At 53.3% G+C, this 15,721-nt stretch carries 10 protein-coding genes and 1 tRNA gene; 8 read left to right on the plus strand and 3 right to left on the minus strand.

The window, feature by feature from the left end:
- Positions 1 to 63 precede the first annotated feature (63 nt).
- The 4 genes from IVG45_RS07590 to IVG45_RS07605 are packed head-to-tail and all read left to right on the plus strand — an operon-like array spanning position 64 to position 3,151.
- Positions 64 to 990, plus strand: a complete 927-nt coding sequence (locus tag IVG45_RS07590) for a KUP/HAK/KT family potassium transporter (protein ID WP_330165386.1) — start codon at positions 64 to 66, stop codon at positions 988 to 990.
- A gap of 45 nt (positions 991 to 1,035) precedes the next feature.
- Entirely contained in the window at positions 1,036 to 1,332 is a 297-nt protein-coding gene (locus IVG45_RS07595) for a transposase (protein WP_196433868.1), read from the plus strand.
- A complete protein-coding gene (locus IVG45_RS07600) occupies positions 1,329 to 2,192 on the plus strand; it encodes an IS3 family transposase (protein WP_196437953.1) in 864 nt (287 codons plus the stop codon). Before IVG45_RS07595 ends, IVG45_RS07600 begins: the two co-directional genes overlap by 4 nt.
- A gap of 53 nt (positions 2,193 to 2,245) precedes the next feature.
- On the plus strand, positions 2,246 to 3,151 hold the full coding sequence (locus tag IVG45_RS07605; RefSeq protein ID WP_230874797.1) for a KUP/HAK/KT family potassium transporter: 906 nt from the start codon (positions 2,246 to 2,248) through the stop codon (positions 3,149 to 3,151).
- 121 nt (positions 3,152 to 3,272) lie between these two features.
- Here IVG45_RS07605 and IVG45_RS07610 read toward each other — a convergent pair whose 3' ends face one another.
- From IVG45_RS07610 to IVG45_RS07620, 3 genes are read right to left on the minus strand one after another with little or no spacing between them, the layout of a single operon-like run.
- Positions 3,273 to 4,742: an endonuclease/exonuclease/phosphatase family protein gene (locus tag IVG45_RS07610; protein ID WP_196437245.1), complete on the minus strand. Its 1,470-nt coding sequence runs from the start codon at positions 4,740 to 4,742 to the stop codon at positions 3,273 to 3,275.
- A 15-nt stretch (positions 4,743 to 4,757) separates the two neighbouring features.
- Entirely contained in the window at positions 4,758 to 6,350 is a 1,593-nt protein-coding gene (locus tag IVG45_RS07615; RefSeq protein WP_196437246.1) for a glycoside hydrolase family 57 protein, read from the minus strand.
- 8 nt (positions 6,351 to 6,358) lie between these two features.
- Positions 6,359 to 7,036, minus strand: a complete 678-nt coding sequence (locus tag IVG45_RS07620) for a DUF4912 domain-containing protein (RefSeq protein WP_196437247.1) — start codon at positions 7,034 to 7,036, stop codon at positions 6,359 to 6,361.
- Positions 7,037 to 7,221: 185 nt separating this feature from the next.
- Between IVG45_RS07620 and glgX the strand changes: the two genes are divergently transcribed.
- From glgX to thrS, 4 genes are all read left to right on the plus strand, one after another.
- Positions 7,222 to 9,390, plus strand: coding sequence for a glycogen debranching protein GlgX (glgX, locus tag IVG45_RS07625; RefSeq protein WP_196437248.1), 2,169 nt, complete (start codon positions 7,222 to 7,224; stop codon positions 9,388 to 9,390).
- A 204-nt stretch (positions 9,391 to 9,594) separates the two neighbouring features.
- Positions 9,595 to 13,512 (plus strand): DUF3683 domain-containing protein, encoded by a 3,918-nt coding sequence (locus IVG45_RS07630; RefSeq protein WP_196437249.1) that lies wholly within the window; start codon positions 9,595 to 9,597, stop codon positions 13,510 to 13,512.
- Positions 13,513 to 13,601: 89 nt separating this feature from the next.
- Positions 13,602 to 13,678, plus strand: a tRNA-Val gene (locus IVG45_RS07635).
- 50 nt (positions 13,679 to 13,728) lie between these two features.
- Entirely contained in the window at positions 13,729 to 15,636 is a 1,908-nt protein-coding gene (gene thrS / locus IVG45_RS07640; protein WP_196437250.1) for a threonine--tRNA ligase, read from the plus strand.
- Positions 15,637 to 15,721 lie beyond the last annotated feature (85 nt).

Here is a 15,721-nt window from a genome sequence, read left to right on the forward strand (position 1 = left end):
CTAATTAAATCCTTTAATTCCATGTCTGCCAATCCGAAAGACTCCCAACTAAGAACGTTAACCTTGAGCGCTATCGGCGTCGTCTTCGGCGACATCGGTACCAGTCCCTTGTATGCAGTCAAGGAAGTATTTCACGCTGGGTTAACGACCGATACTACGCATGTCTTTGGTGCTCTATCACTCATTTTTTGGTCATTGACTATGGTTGTTACCACCAAATACGCCATATTCATTATGCGGGCCGATAACAAGGGCGAAGGCGGCATCATGGCTCTACTAGCTTTGACGCTGCAAACAGCAAAGAATAATCCACAAAAAACCCGATTTATCGTCATCACCGGTTTGATCGGCGCGGTGTTATTTTATGGCGACAGCATTATCACGCCGGCTATTTCAGTACTTAGCGCGGTGGAAGGTCTACAAATCATCGCTCCCCAACTCGAACATTACGTACTGCCCGTAACTTTTGTGGTATTGGGAGGACTATTCCTGATCCAGGCCTGGGGCACCGAAACAGTCGGCAAATTATTTGCGCCTATTATGTGCGTATGGTTTGCGGTATTGGCAATCATGGGCTTGATCAATATTGTCCAGCAACCCGAGGTGCTAAAGGCGATTAATCCCTATTACGCTGTCAGTTTGTTGGGTGAACTGGGCTGGAAAGGCTTTTTAATCATGGGGTCGGTAGTGTTGGTCATTACCGGCGCCGAAGCACTGTATGCCGATATGGGCCATTTCGGCTTGAAACCGATACGCTATGCCTGGTTCGGCTTCGTCTTTCCGGCTCTGTTGCTGAATTACTTTGGACAAGGTGCGCTGTTGATCGGCCATCCCGAAGCAATTGAAAACCCTTTCTATCTGCTGGCGCCGACCTGGGCACTTTATCCCTTATTGATTCTATCGACGTTGGCAACGGTGATCGCCTCGCAAGCGGTTATTTCCGGAGCGTTTTCACTGACCCGGCAGGCCATTCTGATGTGGCTACACTAAACCGGACACACTTTTTAAAATAATCTAAAAAAGCGTGAATCCAAAATGAGCCAAGAAAAACCCAATACCTATACAGCCGAATTCAGAGCCTCAGCCGTCAAGTTGGCGAATGAATCCGATAAACCGATCAGCCAGGTAGCCCAGGATCTTGGCATTAACGTCAATACCTTGCATACCTGGATAGGAAAATACAGTCGCCCCAAAGACAGCAATAAAGCGGTCCGTACCGATGAACATCTGTACGATGAACTCAAGCGCCTTAAGAAGGAAGTGGCCCGATTGACCGAGGAGCGCGATTTACTAAAAAAGGCAGCGGCGTACTTCGCCAAGGAACAAAGATGAAGTACGCCTGGATCAAGCAGCATGCAGAGGACTTTGCGGTAGATACCCTGTGCCGGTTCATGAGGGTATCCCGAAGCGCCTACTACGACTGGCTGAAGCAAGGCCCCTCTGCGGGCGAACAAGACGATGCCGCCCTATCCGAGATGATCCAAAGCACCTTTGGCAAAAGCCGGGCAACCTACGGTACGCGCCGTCTCAAAGCCGCCTTATCCGCTCAGAACCGAACCGTCAGCCGCCGCCGTATCGGTCGTTTGATGCGAGAAGCGGGGTTGGCCTGTAAAACCAAGCGCAAATTCAAAGCCACGACGAATTCGAAGCATCATCAACCGGTTGCGTCCAATCACCTGGATCGGCAATTTGCCGTGGAAAAGCCCAATCAAGTCTATGCCGGCGACACCACCTATATCCATACGCAGGAGGGCTGGCTGTATCTGGCCGTGGTGATTGATCTCTATTCCCGGCAAGTCGTGGGCTGGTCTATGGCCGAACATATGCGGACCAAACTGGTGAACGATGCGCTACTGATGGCGGTTTGGAAGCGCAAGCCCGAGAAAGGCTTGCTATGGCATACCGATCGCGGCAGCCAATATGCATCGGACAGCCATCGAGCCTTATTAACGCAACACGGCATCCGGCAAAGCATGAGTCGTAAGGGAAACTGCTGGGATAATGCCGTCTCGGAAAGTTTCTTTCATACCCTGAAAACCGAGTTGATACATCACCAGACCTATCGAACCCGATCCGAGGCCAGGCAGGCCGTATTCGAATATATCGAAGTGTTTTATAACCGCGAGCGACTTCATTCCGCCAATGGCTACCTGTCGCCCGTTGACTACGAAGTGCAGCTTAAAGCTGCTTAGCTGTGTGTCCGGAAAAGTGTTGACACATCATTCAGCTGGGCTATTCACCACGTATGAACATTCACCATACCTCCGGCGATGAAATGGGACAAATCTACATTCCGGCGGTGAACTGGCTATTGATGGTATCGGTATTTATTCTGGTGGCGGGTTTCGGTTCGTCCTCGGCCCTGGCTTCCGCCTATGGCTTAGCGGTAACGGGCACCATGATCACTACCACGATACTGGCGTTTATTGTGATTTCGGAATTGTGGCATTGGAATAAAATTACCAGCATCAACTTTCTGTCGATTTTTTTGGCCTTGGATATTTTATATTTCGTGGCTAACAGCCTGAAAATCCCCGAAGGTGGTTGGTTGCCTGTTACGGTGGGTGCCGTGCTGTTCGTAATCATGACCACCTGGATTAAAGGACGTGATTTGCTAGCCAGAAACATGGATGAAAAACGGGTGATGTTCGAAGACCTGGAACAACGCATACAGACTCATCATCTGGAAAATGTATCCGGCACTGCAATTTATCTGGCCAAAAATCTGCACGGCGTGCCGCAAGTGCTGTTGCACAATTTGGAGCATAATCACGTATTACACGAACAAATGGTCGTGCTCACTATCGTCACCAAGAATGTACCCTATGTCGAAGAAGATCAACGCATCAAAATTCGTGTGTTTGGTGAAAAGGGCAAATTCTTTCGAATAAAAATGTACTTTGGCTTTCAAGATGAGCCGGACATGCGCCGAGCCTTACAACTCTGCGCGCGGCAAGGTTTGTTCGTCGACCCAAAGACCGCATCGTTTTTTATCGCCAGCGAGAAATTATTCTTCCGCCGCCATTGCCCGATGCCAAAGTGGCAAAGAGCCTTGTTTCGCTTCCTTTACCATAATGCCTCCAGTGCTATCGATTATTTTAGGATTCCGGTTGACCGGGTAATTGAACTAGGCATTCGAATTGAGTTGTAACAAGAGTTTAGGGCGCGGACGGTTTACACCAGCACACCGCTAAAAGCATCGTTAGTATTGCAATCATTTGATATTCGGTGCAGTTATCTTGTTAAAATGACACTCACAACGTTTATCCGGACTACTTCGGCTCGAAAGTCATCAGATAACCGACGTGGTCAGACACCTGGCCGTAATCGCTATCGGTGAATAACACCCTGGCCGAAGTCACCCTCAACTCACTGGTCTTATTCATGAAAATGTAATCGATCCGGTAATCATCGGCCATCAGATTGCTCCAATGCGAGTCGTTGACCCGAAATATTTTTTCGAACAAGCCTTGATGATTGGCCGCCAGATATTGATCTTCGAACTGGTTGCCGTTAACCACCAACTGATAGCCGGTCGAACCGGCGGCGATGTTGAAATCGCCGCACAATAAGGTGGTTTTCACCTCGTCGTTCTGCTGGCTGGCGGCCCACTCGCACAAACGTTGAAACTGTTGCTGAAACCCGTCTTCCCACCAGCTCAGATGGGCCGAAAACAGATTGATGGCGCCGATGTATGGCACATGGATTTGCGCCATCACCACTTTGCGGGAATGGATGCTATAAGCGTCGTTACTTTCGGACACATAGCGGGAATGGCAATGATGCAAGGGATAGCGGCTCAAGATCGCCACCCCCTCGCGGTATTTCTCGAATCCCAGATGCGACCAATCGGTATACAGGTGCATGGCATGCTTCAGGCGCTGATTGATGATATTGGCGGAATTGGAGGCCCAATCGCCATGACCGTGGTTCCAGTGTTCGGCCACCTCCTGAAAACACACCACATCGGCCGCCTGCTCATCGATGGCCTTGGCGATTTGCGATAATTTGTAATCCTGCCTGTCTTCCTGGTAACAATGTAGATTCAGGATCATCACCTTCAGTGGCTCGCGGCTGATACGGTAATTTCTGCCGCCGTTGTTGTCCCAAACCTCGCGATGATCGGTCTCACAACAAATGCCGTATTGCAACGCAAAGGCGTCGGCCACCTTTAAGCGGGCGGTCCAAATCTGGGCGCCCTGCTGTTTCAAGCGTTTATTGTGATGGCAAACCGTTTGCCGGCTATGGCGCCAATTGTCGCTGGTCCAGTGCAACAGCAGGCTTTCGGCCCGCAGACTCGGATTTACCGCGATCTTGACCTGCACAAATTGCTGATCCTCATCCAAGCGGTGTTTGAAGCCGAGATTCTGCAGCGCCAAATCGCCGTGCAGATACACCCCGCTACCCTGCCCGCTGTGGTGGTTCCAGCCCTGATTGTTATCCCAGAATTCGCCGGCGCCGCAACGCAAGCGCAACGCAAAGCTGATATTGCCCGGCAGCCCGCGTCCGGATTTGGCGCCGACGGTGATGCGGGCCTGCCAAAACTCCTGATGGTCGCCGCGCGGACCAAGATACTTGGCGTGCAGGGTATACCAGACCCCATCCTGCCCGGCCCAGACCACATCGACCTGCTTGTGATAATCCGGGCTTTCAACCGCCAGCAAAAAGATCAAAACTTGCTGACTGGCGTTTTTTTTTCGCGTCAGGCTGTTTTCCACCGCCAGCAATTGGATGTTTGGCATAGCTAAGCCTCCGGGTTATGGGGCGCGGTAATCTCGAAAATCAATATCGGGAAAAATGTCGTCCATCACTTCCAACGCCGTCAGATAACGTTCGTCGATTCGGTTTTTACGAATGCTGTCATACAGATAGTTGAAACGCGCCAGATGATCGGTAATCCGTTTCTTGGCGTATTCGGCGGTAGTGCCGGCCTTGAGGATGAAGGGCCAATCGGAGGCTTGCGCCAGCAATAACGAGCGTAAAGCCTGATTCAAGGCGCGCCGTTGCAGTTCGTTGACCTTGAGGCCTTTCAAGTCGGCCACCAGCTTTTCCATCTCGGCTCCGGCCTTGTGCAGCAATGGATAAATCCAGTCGTTGCTGTCGTTCAGCCAATAATCGGAATAGCCCTGATCGCCCCAAGTCGAAGCCGAGGGAGTCGCCTGCTGCTGGGATGGATAGCGTTGCAGATAATCGCCGCAACTGACCGTCTCTATTCCGCTATTCTCCGCGCTAGCGAGGCGTAACACCCATTCCAGCCAATGCGGACCTTCGTACCACCAATGCCCGAACAACTCGGCATCGTAAGGGGCGACGATGATGGGCGGCTGGGTCATTTCATCGGTTAGCGCTTCGATCTGCAGCCGGCGTTTATTGATGAAGTCTTCGGCATGCTGCCGGACTTTGTGCTCGGCCCTATCCGGCTGATAAACCGCCTTGACGCTGCCTTCGCCGGTCACCCGGTAATATTTGATCCCGGTATTGATACGGGTGCTGCCGTCCAGGATATAAGGACCGATATAGTCCAGCGGCAAATCGAAACCAATATCGCGGTAATACTCGCGGTAATCGGCATCGCCGGGATAACCTTCATCGGCGCTCCAAACCTGTTGCGAACAGGCCGGATCGCGCCCGAAAGCCATCACGCCGTTACCGCAATCCAGCGGCGCATAGACGCCATTCTGGGGTAATTGACTGGCATCCATGATACCGTGACTATCGACAAGGAAATACTGGACACCCGCCTCTCGCAACAGGATCTCCAGTCCCGGATAATAACCGCATTCCGGCAGCCAAAAACCCGTGGGGGCAAAACCAAAGTGCGCCTTAAAGGTGGCTATGCCGACCTCGATTTGATTACGCACCGCAGCCTCGCTGATATTCAGCAACGGCAAAAAACCGTGAGTGGCAGCCGTGGTGATCAATTCTAGCCTGCCGCCGCGTTGGTGCTTTTCGAATGCCGCCAGCAAATCGGATTGATAGTGGTTCTGGTAACAGTGCAAGGCCTCTAAAAAACCAAGATGATAACGCTGGGCCAACGGGTGAAATTCGGGATGGTCCGCCGTGCGCGCCACTTCCTTTTCCGCCAGTTCCAGCAACCGGTTCAGATAGCGTAGATAGCGATCCCGCAACAGTTCGTCCCGCAACATGGTGATCAAGGTCGGTGATAGCGACAGGGTCAGCCGACAGCGGATTTGGTCCTGCTGCAGCCTGTCCAACATCGCGACCAAGGGCAGATAACATTCGGTGATGGCTTCGAACAGCCAGTTTTCCTCGAAAAAACTGTCGTGTTCCGGATGATGCACATAAGGAAGATGGGCATGCAGAACAATGCCGAGGTAGCCTTTATTCATCGTATCGCTTATTTTCCTTGAGCGGAGGCGGTTTTGCCGGCGGACGACGCCGGACTGCTAGCCATCATTATAGACTGTGCTATCGCTTTGGGCAGTTCATGGTCCATTACGGGAGGCTTCAATCCCGGCGCGACGGCAATATTCGAATACGCCAAGGGGCTAAACACTTGATCGCCGATCGCGTCGGCCAGCATGGCCCGATAACGGATGGCATTGACGGTGGGCGCGGGCTCGGGCAAGAAAATATCCTGCTGTCCGTCCTGGCTATCAACCGCAATATCGAACCAAGTCGGCTGATTATCGGTCTGTTCGGACCTGCTCGCCCCGGCCTCGGCCTCCGGCTGGGCATAAATTCTGAGCGTCATCGGCTGCCGTTGCTCAACCCGCTTCAAGATCTGGTTCAATCGGCGCTTGGCAATATGCCAGTAAGCATGAAGCCGCCGAGGCGATACCGCCAACAACACCAATCTCGACTGTTGGCCGACCTTACTGGGCGCGTATTCACGGCTAATTTGCCGGCTAATTTCCAATAATTCCTGGGTGGAAAACTGGATTTTAGCCTTAGGCTCCGTTCTGCCGCTGAAGAATCGCGGCGAGAAATCCCGGCTGATAACCTGGCTAATAATGCACATTTCCTGCCGCGAAAGCTCGATACGGTTGCGGAAATTTTGTTTTAAAACTGGCATTATTGGCCTGAAAAGTCGAGTTATTTGCTCCGGGATGCCCGGTAACAGTAGGCAATCACTATCCGATGATATGGGCAAGGAATAGATCAAACTCTACCTGTTGTCGAATATTTGCGCAAGATAGAGGCCGAATAACCCGTATTTGCAGTAGAATCACGGGTAATTAAACGCTTTCATTTCAATCCATGCCTAAAAAGTACCCTACAAAATCCGGAAGTCCTTATCCGCATGGCACTCAAGTCAGCGAGGAAGGTGTCAACTTTTCGATTTCCAGCCGCCACGCGACCAAGGTGGAACTATGGCTGTTTGCCGAAGCCGACAGCCACCAGCCTTTTCAGATCATAACCCTGCAAAAAGATAAAAATCATACGTTCTTTTCCTGGCATGTGTTTGTAAAGCAATTACCGGTAGGCACTTGGTACGCCTGGCGTATCGACGGCCCCTCGTTGACCAGCGAATCCGGCTTACGCTTCGACCGGGAAAAACTGTTGCTGGATCCTTGGGCGCGCGCCGTCAGCGACAAACTCTGGCTGCGAAGCGCCGCCTGCCTGCCCGGCGATAACAGCCATTGCTCGATGCGGGCGGCGGTGGTCGAGGACAACCATTACGATTGGGAAGGCGATACCCCGCTGGCGATTCGTAGCGAAAAAGCCATCATTTACGAATTGCACGTCGGCGGCTTCACCCGCCATCCCTCGGCCAAGGTCAAGCACCCCGGCACATTTGCCGGTTTGATCGAGAAAATACCCTATCTGAGGGAACTTGGCATCACTCATGTCGAACTCTTGCCTATCATGGCGTTCGACGAACAGGATGTCCCTCCCCATACCGCCGAACTGGGTCTAAGCAACTATTGGGGCTACAGCACGCATAGCTTTTTTAGCCCCCATCCAGGCTATTGCGTCACGCCGGAACAGGCGACCCATATCAGGGAATTCCGTGACCTGGTCAAAGCCCTGCATAAAGCCAAGATCGGCGTGATCATGGATGTGGTATTCAATCACACATCGGAGGCCGGCGCGGAAGGCCCGGTGATTAACTTCAAAGGCATTACCGGCAATAGCTTTTATTTAACCGACAAGCACGATAAACGCATATTCCACGATTACACCGGTTGCGGCAACACCGTCAACGCCAATCATCCCTTGGTCAGCAATTTCATCATCAGCTGCCTGGAATATTGGGTGCGCGAAATGCATGTCGACGGCTTTCGTTTCGATCTGGCCAGCGCGCTGGCGCGCGGCGAAGACGGCCATGTGATGCAGGATCCGCCGCTGGTCTGGGGTATCGAGCTCTCCGAACAACTGGCCCGGACCAAACTCATCGCCGAAGCTTGGGATGCATCCGGCCTGTACCAGGTCGGCAGCTTTCCCGGCTATCGCTGGGGCGAATGGAACGGCATGTATCGCGATGCGATGCGCCGGTTTCTGCGCGGCGATCCCGGCATGACCAACGAAGTCGCCACCCGGCTGTGCGGCAGCAGCGATTTATATGAAAGTCAGGGCCGCCTACCGATCAGCGGCATTAACTTCATTACCTGTCATGACGGCTTTACCCTGAACGACCTGTTTAGCTACAACGAAAAACATAATGCCGCCAACGGCGAAAACAATCGTGACGGTTGCAATAATAATCTGAGTTTTAACTGCGGCGCCGAAGGCCCAACCCAGAATAGCGCCATACTGGCCCTGCGCCACAAACAGGCCAAAAATGCCTTTACCATTCTGTTGTTGAGTCATGGCGTGCCCATGCTGCTGGCCGGCGATGAATTTCTGCACAGCCAACAAGGCAATAACAACTGCTATTGTCAAAATAACGACCTCAGCTGGCTGAACTGGGCCGACGGCAAGCGCAATGCCGACGTCCTGCGCTTCGTGCAACAAATGATAAAACTCAGAAAACGCCATCCATCGCTAATGCGGCGTAATTTCCTGACCGGTGCCATTTTGCCGGATAGAGGCATGGCCGACATCACCTGGCATGGCCTGGAGCCGAACCATCAGCCCCAGTGGAACAATCCTGAATCTCGAATGCTGGCCTTCACCCTGGCGGGCATCAACGAGAACGACGCCGACCTCCACGTCATCATGAATATGTCCGACCATGCGCTCAAAATGCAGTTGCCGGTCATAGCCGAAAGAACCTGGTGCTTGGCGGTCGATACCTCGATGGTATCTCCTCAAGACATCACTCCGGCCGAACTGCAAAAACCGTTGGCTAAACAGTCTTATGCGGTCGAAAGCCGTTCGATCGTGGTTTTCGAAACGATAGACAACCAGCTGATACACACTAAAAAGGCGCCGGGGTTTTTCAGCAAATTGTCGCATATGAAAATATTCGACCAGCATGACTGATACTTTCCGTCATCCGAAACCGGGTTGCCCCTATATCGGATGAAAGCTACCGATTTATTCGGTTGATTGCGCGCGGGAGCGATTTTAATCACCGATTTACTCAGGAAAGTCGCAAATTGGAAAGTCGTTTTTGACGAAATCCTTAACTTGCGGGCTGGAAGCGGGTGTTACAATGACAGCCTTTCCAACCACGCCATTACCGGTATGTCTGTGGATTCTGAATTTCCGAAATTGTTTAACGATCCGTCGCCGGCTCGGCTACGCGAAATCCCCTATAACTACACCTCCTTTTCCGACCGCGAAATCGTCATCCGTCTGCTGGGCGAGGAAAATTGGCGGGTATTGGACTCCTTGCGCGACGAACGCATCACCGGCCGTTCGGCTCGAATGCTGTTCGAAGTGTTGGGCGACATTTGGGCGGTGCAGCGCAACCCTTACCTGGAAGACGATCTGCTCGATAATCGCAAGCGCCGGCAAGCGCTGCTGGATGCCTTGCGCCACCGTCTGAAACAGATGCAAAAACGTCATGCCGAGCACGAAGCCGAGCATCCCGACCGAGCCAGACGGGTCGGTCTGTTGATTGACGCCGCCCATCAAGCCGTCAATGCCTTCGAAGCCCACTTCGAGCGTACCCGCGAGATGCGCCATAAAGCCCTCGCCCTGTTTTCCAAGCACACGCGCAAGGACAATATCGGCTTCGACGGCTTTGCCCGCGTCTCTCACGTGACCGATGCCACCGACTGGCGGGTTGAATACCCATTTGTGGTGCTGTACCCCTGCAACGAAGAGGAAGTCGGCCATCTGGTGCGCGATTGCATCAAACTAGGCCTAACCATTATTCCGCGCGGCGGCGGTACCGGCTATACCGGTGGCGCGGTACCGCTGACGCCCTACTCCGCCGTCATCAACACCGAAAAGCTGATCGAAATCGGCCAAGTCGATCCTAGCAGCAGCCTACCGGGAGTCGATCAAACCTATGCGACGATTTTTACCGGAGCCGGCGTGGTAACGCGGCGGGTAATGGATGTGGCCGACAATGCCGGCCTGGTATTTGCCTGCGACCCGACTTCGGCCGACGCCTCCTGCGTGGGCGGCAATGTATCGATGAACGCCGGTGGTAAAAAAGCCGTATTGTGGGGCACGGCGCTGGACAATTTGGCGTCCTGGCGCATGGTGACGCCAGACGGTAACTGGCTGGAGGTTGAGCGTCTCAATCACAACCTGGGCAAAATTCACGATCAGGAACAAGTGACTTTCGCCTTGAAACGCTTCGATAGCAAGCGCAAAAAATTATTGTCGGAACAACAACTGGTAATGCCTGGCGCGCTGTTTCGTAAAGGCGAATTGGGCAAGGATGTCACCGACAAATTCCTCGGTGGCTTGCCCGGCATCCAAAAAGAAGGCTGCGACGGCATCATCACCTCGGCACGCTGGATATTGCACAAAATGCCGCCGCATACCCGCACCTTTTGCCTGGAGTTTTACGGCCAAGTGCGCGAGGCCGTGCCGGCCATAGTCGAAATCCGCGACTATCTGGCCGCCCTACCAAAAACCGGTCCTAACCGAGTCATGCTGGCCGGCCTCGAGCATCTGGACGAACGCTATGTCAAGGCCGTGGGTTATGCCAGCAAAGCCAAACAACACGGCCGGCCCAAAATGGTCCTGATCGGTGACATCGTTGGCGACGACGACACCCAGGTGGCCTTGGCCGCCTCTGAAGTTGTTCGGCTTTGCAATGCACGCGGCGCCGAGGGCTTTATCGCCGTCAGCCCTGATACCCGCAAGCGCTTCTGGCTGGATAGAGCCCGTACCGCCGCGATTGCCAAACACACCAATGCCTTCAAAATCAACGAAGACGTGGTGATTCCATTGCCGCGCATGGGCGATTATTGCGACGGCATCGAGCGCATCAATATCGAATTGTCGCTACGCAATAAACTACGGCTATGCGAGGCGCTGAGCCGCTCCCTGGAAGGCGACTTACCGGTGCGTTTTTTCGAAGGCGACACCAATAAAAACGACCTGATCTGGGACCGGCGCAAGCTAGCTTTGGAAGCGATCGCCAAGGTGAGCCAGCGTTGGCAGTGGCTGCATGACAACCTGGATTTGCCTCTAGCCCAGGCCGAAGCTCTATTTGGGAACTACGACATCAATGTCGCCGAATTGACCAATCGCACCCCACAACCCACCGTTTTTCATAGGTTGCAGGACTATTCCTTGCGGGTATCCTGGAAACTGGAACTGCTGCCGCGCCTGAAGGAAATTTTCGTGGGCGATAGTTTTCGGCCTGTGATAGAGCGTATCGAAGCCGTGCATAAAGAAGTGCTGCGCGGCCGGGTATTTGTCGCGCTGCACATGCATGCCGGCGACGGCAACGTCCACACCAACCTGCCGGTCAATTCCGACCACTATCAGATGCTGCGGGAAGCCAATCAGGCCGTGGCCCGGATCATGGCCCTGGCCCGCTCGCTGGGCGGCGTAATCTCCGGCGAGCACGGCATCGGCATTACCAAGTATGAATTTTTGAGTGCCGAAGAGCTGGCGGATTTTCATGCCTACAAACAACAAATCGATCCGGAAGGCCGCTTCAACCGTGGCAAACTGATGCCGGGCGCCGATTTGAGCACGGCCTATACCACCTCGTTCAGCTTGATGGGTTTCGAATCACTGATCATGCAGCAAAGCGACATCGGCGCCATCTCGGACTCGGTCAAGGATTGTCTGCGCTGCGGCAAATGCAAGCCGGTCTGCTCCACCCATGTGCCGCGCGCCAATCTGTTGTATTCGCCGCGGAATAAAATCCTGGCAACCTCCTTACTGATCGAGGCTTTTCTATACGAAGAGCAAACCCGGCGCGGCATCTCGATCACCCATTGGAAGGAATTCGAGGACGTGGCCGATCATTGCACCGTCTGCCACAAATGCTACAGCCCTTGCCCGGTCGACATCGATTTCGGCAATGTATCGATGAATATGCGTAATTTACTGCGCAAGATGGGCAAACAAAGTTTCAATCCGGTTAAATCGGCGGCGATTGCATTTTTGTCCACCGGCCGGCCGAGCAGCGTCAAACTGATGCGCAAACTGCTGATCGAATGGTCTTACAAAGCCCAGCGTCTGGGCAGTTTCTTCCTCAGACCCTGGGGTAAGGCCCAACTGCTGCAACCGCCCTCCTCGACCGGCAAGCCGGAGATGCGCGAGTATGTGATTCATTTCACCAACCGCAAAATGCCGGGCAAACTGCCGTCGAAAACGGCCCGAGCCCTACTGGGTATCGAGAGCGATCAAATCGTTCCCATCATTCGCGACCGCGCCAAAACCCGTACCGATTCCGAAGCGGTGTTTTATTTTCCCGGCTGCGGTTCCGAACGGCTATTTTCCCAAGTCGGCCTGGCGACGCAAGCCATGCTTTATGAAATCGGCGTACAAACCGTCTTGCCGCCCGGCTATTTATGCTGCGGTTTTCCGCAACGCGCGGCCGGCCAATACGATAAGGCGCAGGAAATCACCACCGATAATCGCGTACTATTCCACCGGGTAGCCAACACCCTAAATTATCTGGACATCAAAACCGTGGTTGTCAGCTGCGGCACCTGTCTGGACCAATTGCTGGATTACGAATTCGACAAGATATTCCCCGGCTGCCGCCTGATCGACATCCACGAATATCTGCTGGAAAAAGGCGTCAAACTGGAAGGCGTCGGTGGCGACCGTTATGTCTACCATGATCCCTGCCATAGCCCGATGAAATTGCAAGACCCACTGAAAACCGTGTCGAGCTTAGTCGGTGGCACCGTCAACAAATCAGAGCGCTGCTGCGGCGAATCCGGCACATTGGCGGTCGGCCGGCCGGATATTTCCACCCAAATCCGTTTCCGCAAAGCGGAGGAATTACGCAACGACGCAGCTGCACTCCGTAACGAAGGCTATGACGGCCCGCTGAAAATGCTGACCTCCTGCCCCTCCTGCATGCAAGGCTTGCAACGCTATCAAGGCGAGGTGGATCAATTGGAAGTCGATTACATCGTGGTGGAAATCGCCAAGCACGTACTGGGCAAGGACTGGATGAAAAACTACATCAAACAGGCATCCAACGGCGGCATCGAACGGGTATTGGTCTAAGCAACTGTCGCTTGAATACCCGATCGCGCGGAAAAAGCTTGCTTAATTGAATTAACTCGCTATAATGCGCAAATCGAATGACAGACTTTAGGCGCGTAGCTCAGTTGGTTAGAGCACCACCTTGACATGGTGGGGGTCGGTGGTTCGAGTCCACTCGCGCCTACCAAAACATATAAGCACCGCTCGTCGGTGCTTTTTTTATTGTGGAATCGAAAAATGCCTGTAATTACTCTTCCCGACGGTTCTCAGCGCCAGTTCGATCAAGCGGTTACCGTGATGGATGTTGCCAAGTCGATCGGCTCCGGCCTAGCGAAGGCCACTCTGGCGGGCAAGATCGGCGATAAACTGGTTGACGCCAGTACATTGATCGAATCCGACGCCCTCTTGCGAATCATTACCGCCAAGGACGAGGAAGGCGTTGAAGTCATTCGCCACTCCACCGCGCATTTATTGGCGCAAGCCGTCAAACAACTGTTCCCTAGCGCTCAAGTCACCATAGGCCCCGTGATCGAAAACGGCTTCTATTACGACTTTGCCTACGAGCGCTCGTTTACACCGGAAGACCTGGAAGCAATTGAAAAGAAAATGCAGGAACTGGCCGCGCAAGACATCGCGATTAGCCGGTCCGTGCTGTCGCGCGACGAGGCCGTTAACTTTTTCCTCGGCCAGGGTGAAAAATACAAAGCCGAAATCATCGCTTCCATTCCCGCCAACGAAGACCTGTCCTTGTACAACCAAGGCGAATTCACCGACTTATGCCGCGGCCCGCACGTGCCCAGCACCGGCAAACTGAAGGCCTTCAAATTGATGAAAATTGCCGGTGCCTATTGGCGCGGCGATTCCAACAACGAAATGCTGCAACGCATTTACGGTACCGCCTGGGGCGACAGTAAAGAACTGGCGGCTTATCTGCATCGCTTGGAAGAAGCGGAAAAGCGCGATCACCGCAAAATCGGCAAAGCCCTGAACTTGTTCCACACCCAAGAAGAAGCCCCTGGCATGGTATTCTGGCACGACAAGGGCTGGGCGATTTATCAGCAAGTCGAGCAGTACGTGCGGGAAAAACTGCGCGTAAACGGTTATGGCGAGGTTAAGACCCCGCAAATCGTCGACCGCAGCTTGTGGGAAAAATCCGGCCACTGGGACAAATTCAGCGCCATGATGTTTACCACTAATTCGGAAAACCGCGATTATGCGGTCAAGCCGATGAACTGCCCCTGCCACATCCAGATTTACAACCAGGGCATCAAAAGCTACCGCGACCTGCCGGTGCGGCTGGCCGAATTTGGCTCCTGCCACCGCAACGAACCGTCCGGCACCTTGCACGGCCTGATGCGAGTCAGAAATTTCGTGCAGGACGATGCGCACATTTTCTGCACCGAGGATCAGATTCAGTCGGAAGTGGCCACTTTCATCGACCTGCTGTTCGAAGTCTACAAAGACTTCGGCTTCGAAGAAGTCATCATCAAACTATCCACCCGCCCGGAAAACCGGGTCGGCGACGACAGCGTTTGGGACAAAGCCGAGAGCGCCCTAGAGCTGGCCTTGAACACCAAAGGCCTGGACTGGCAATTGCAACCCGGCGAAGGCGCCTTTTACGGTCCGAAAATCGAATTCTCCCTGAAAGACTGCATCGGCCGGGTCTGGCAATGCGGCACTATCCAGGTCGATTTCTCGATGCCGGCGCGCCTCGATGCTACTTATATTGGCGAAGATAGCGCCAGACATGTACCCGTGATGCTGCATCGTGCGATACTAGGCTCCCTGGAGCGTTTCATCGGCATTTTGATCGAACAACACGCCGGCAACTTCCCGCTGTGGCTGGCTCCAGTGCAAATGGTGATTATGAATATCACCGACCGTCAGGCTGAATATGCCGAAAAATTAAGGCTAGAATTGGAAAAACAAGGCTTTAGAACCAAAATAGACTTGAGAAATGAGAAGATAGGCTTTAAAATCCGTGAGCATTCCATGCAGCGTGTGCCGTATCTTCTGGTTATCGGCGACAAAGAAATGGATAACCAAACGGTAGCAGTACGCACCCAAAAAGGTGAGGATCTGGGAAGTCTGTCAGTCAACGCGTTAATCGAACGATTAAACACCGAAATTGCGGACAGAAAATAATAACAACTTGGAGGATTAGGGTATCAGCTCTAAAAAAGATGCAACGCGCTTAAACACCGATATCACCGCTAGACGGGTTAGGCTA

Origin of the sequence: Methylomonas sp. LL1, from assembly GCF_015711015.1 — a bacterium.
Classification (GTDB): Bacteria; Pseudomonadota; Gammaproteobacteria; order Methylococcales; family Methylomonadaceae; genus Methylomonas.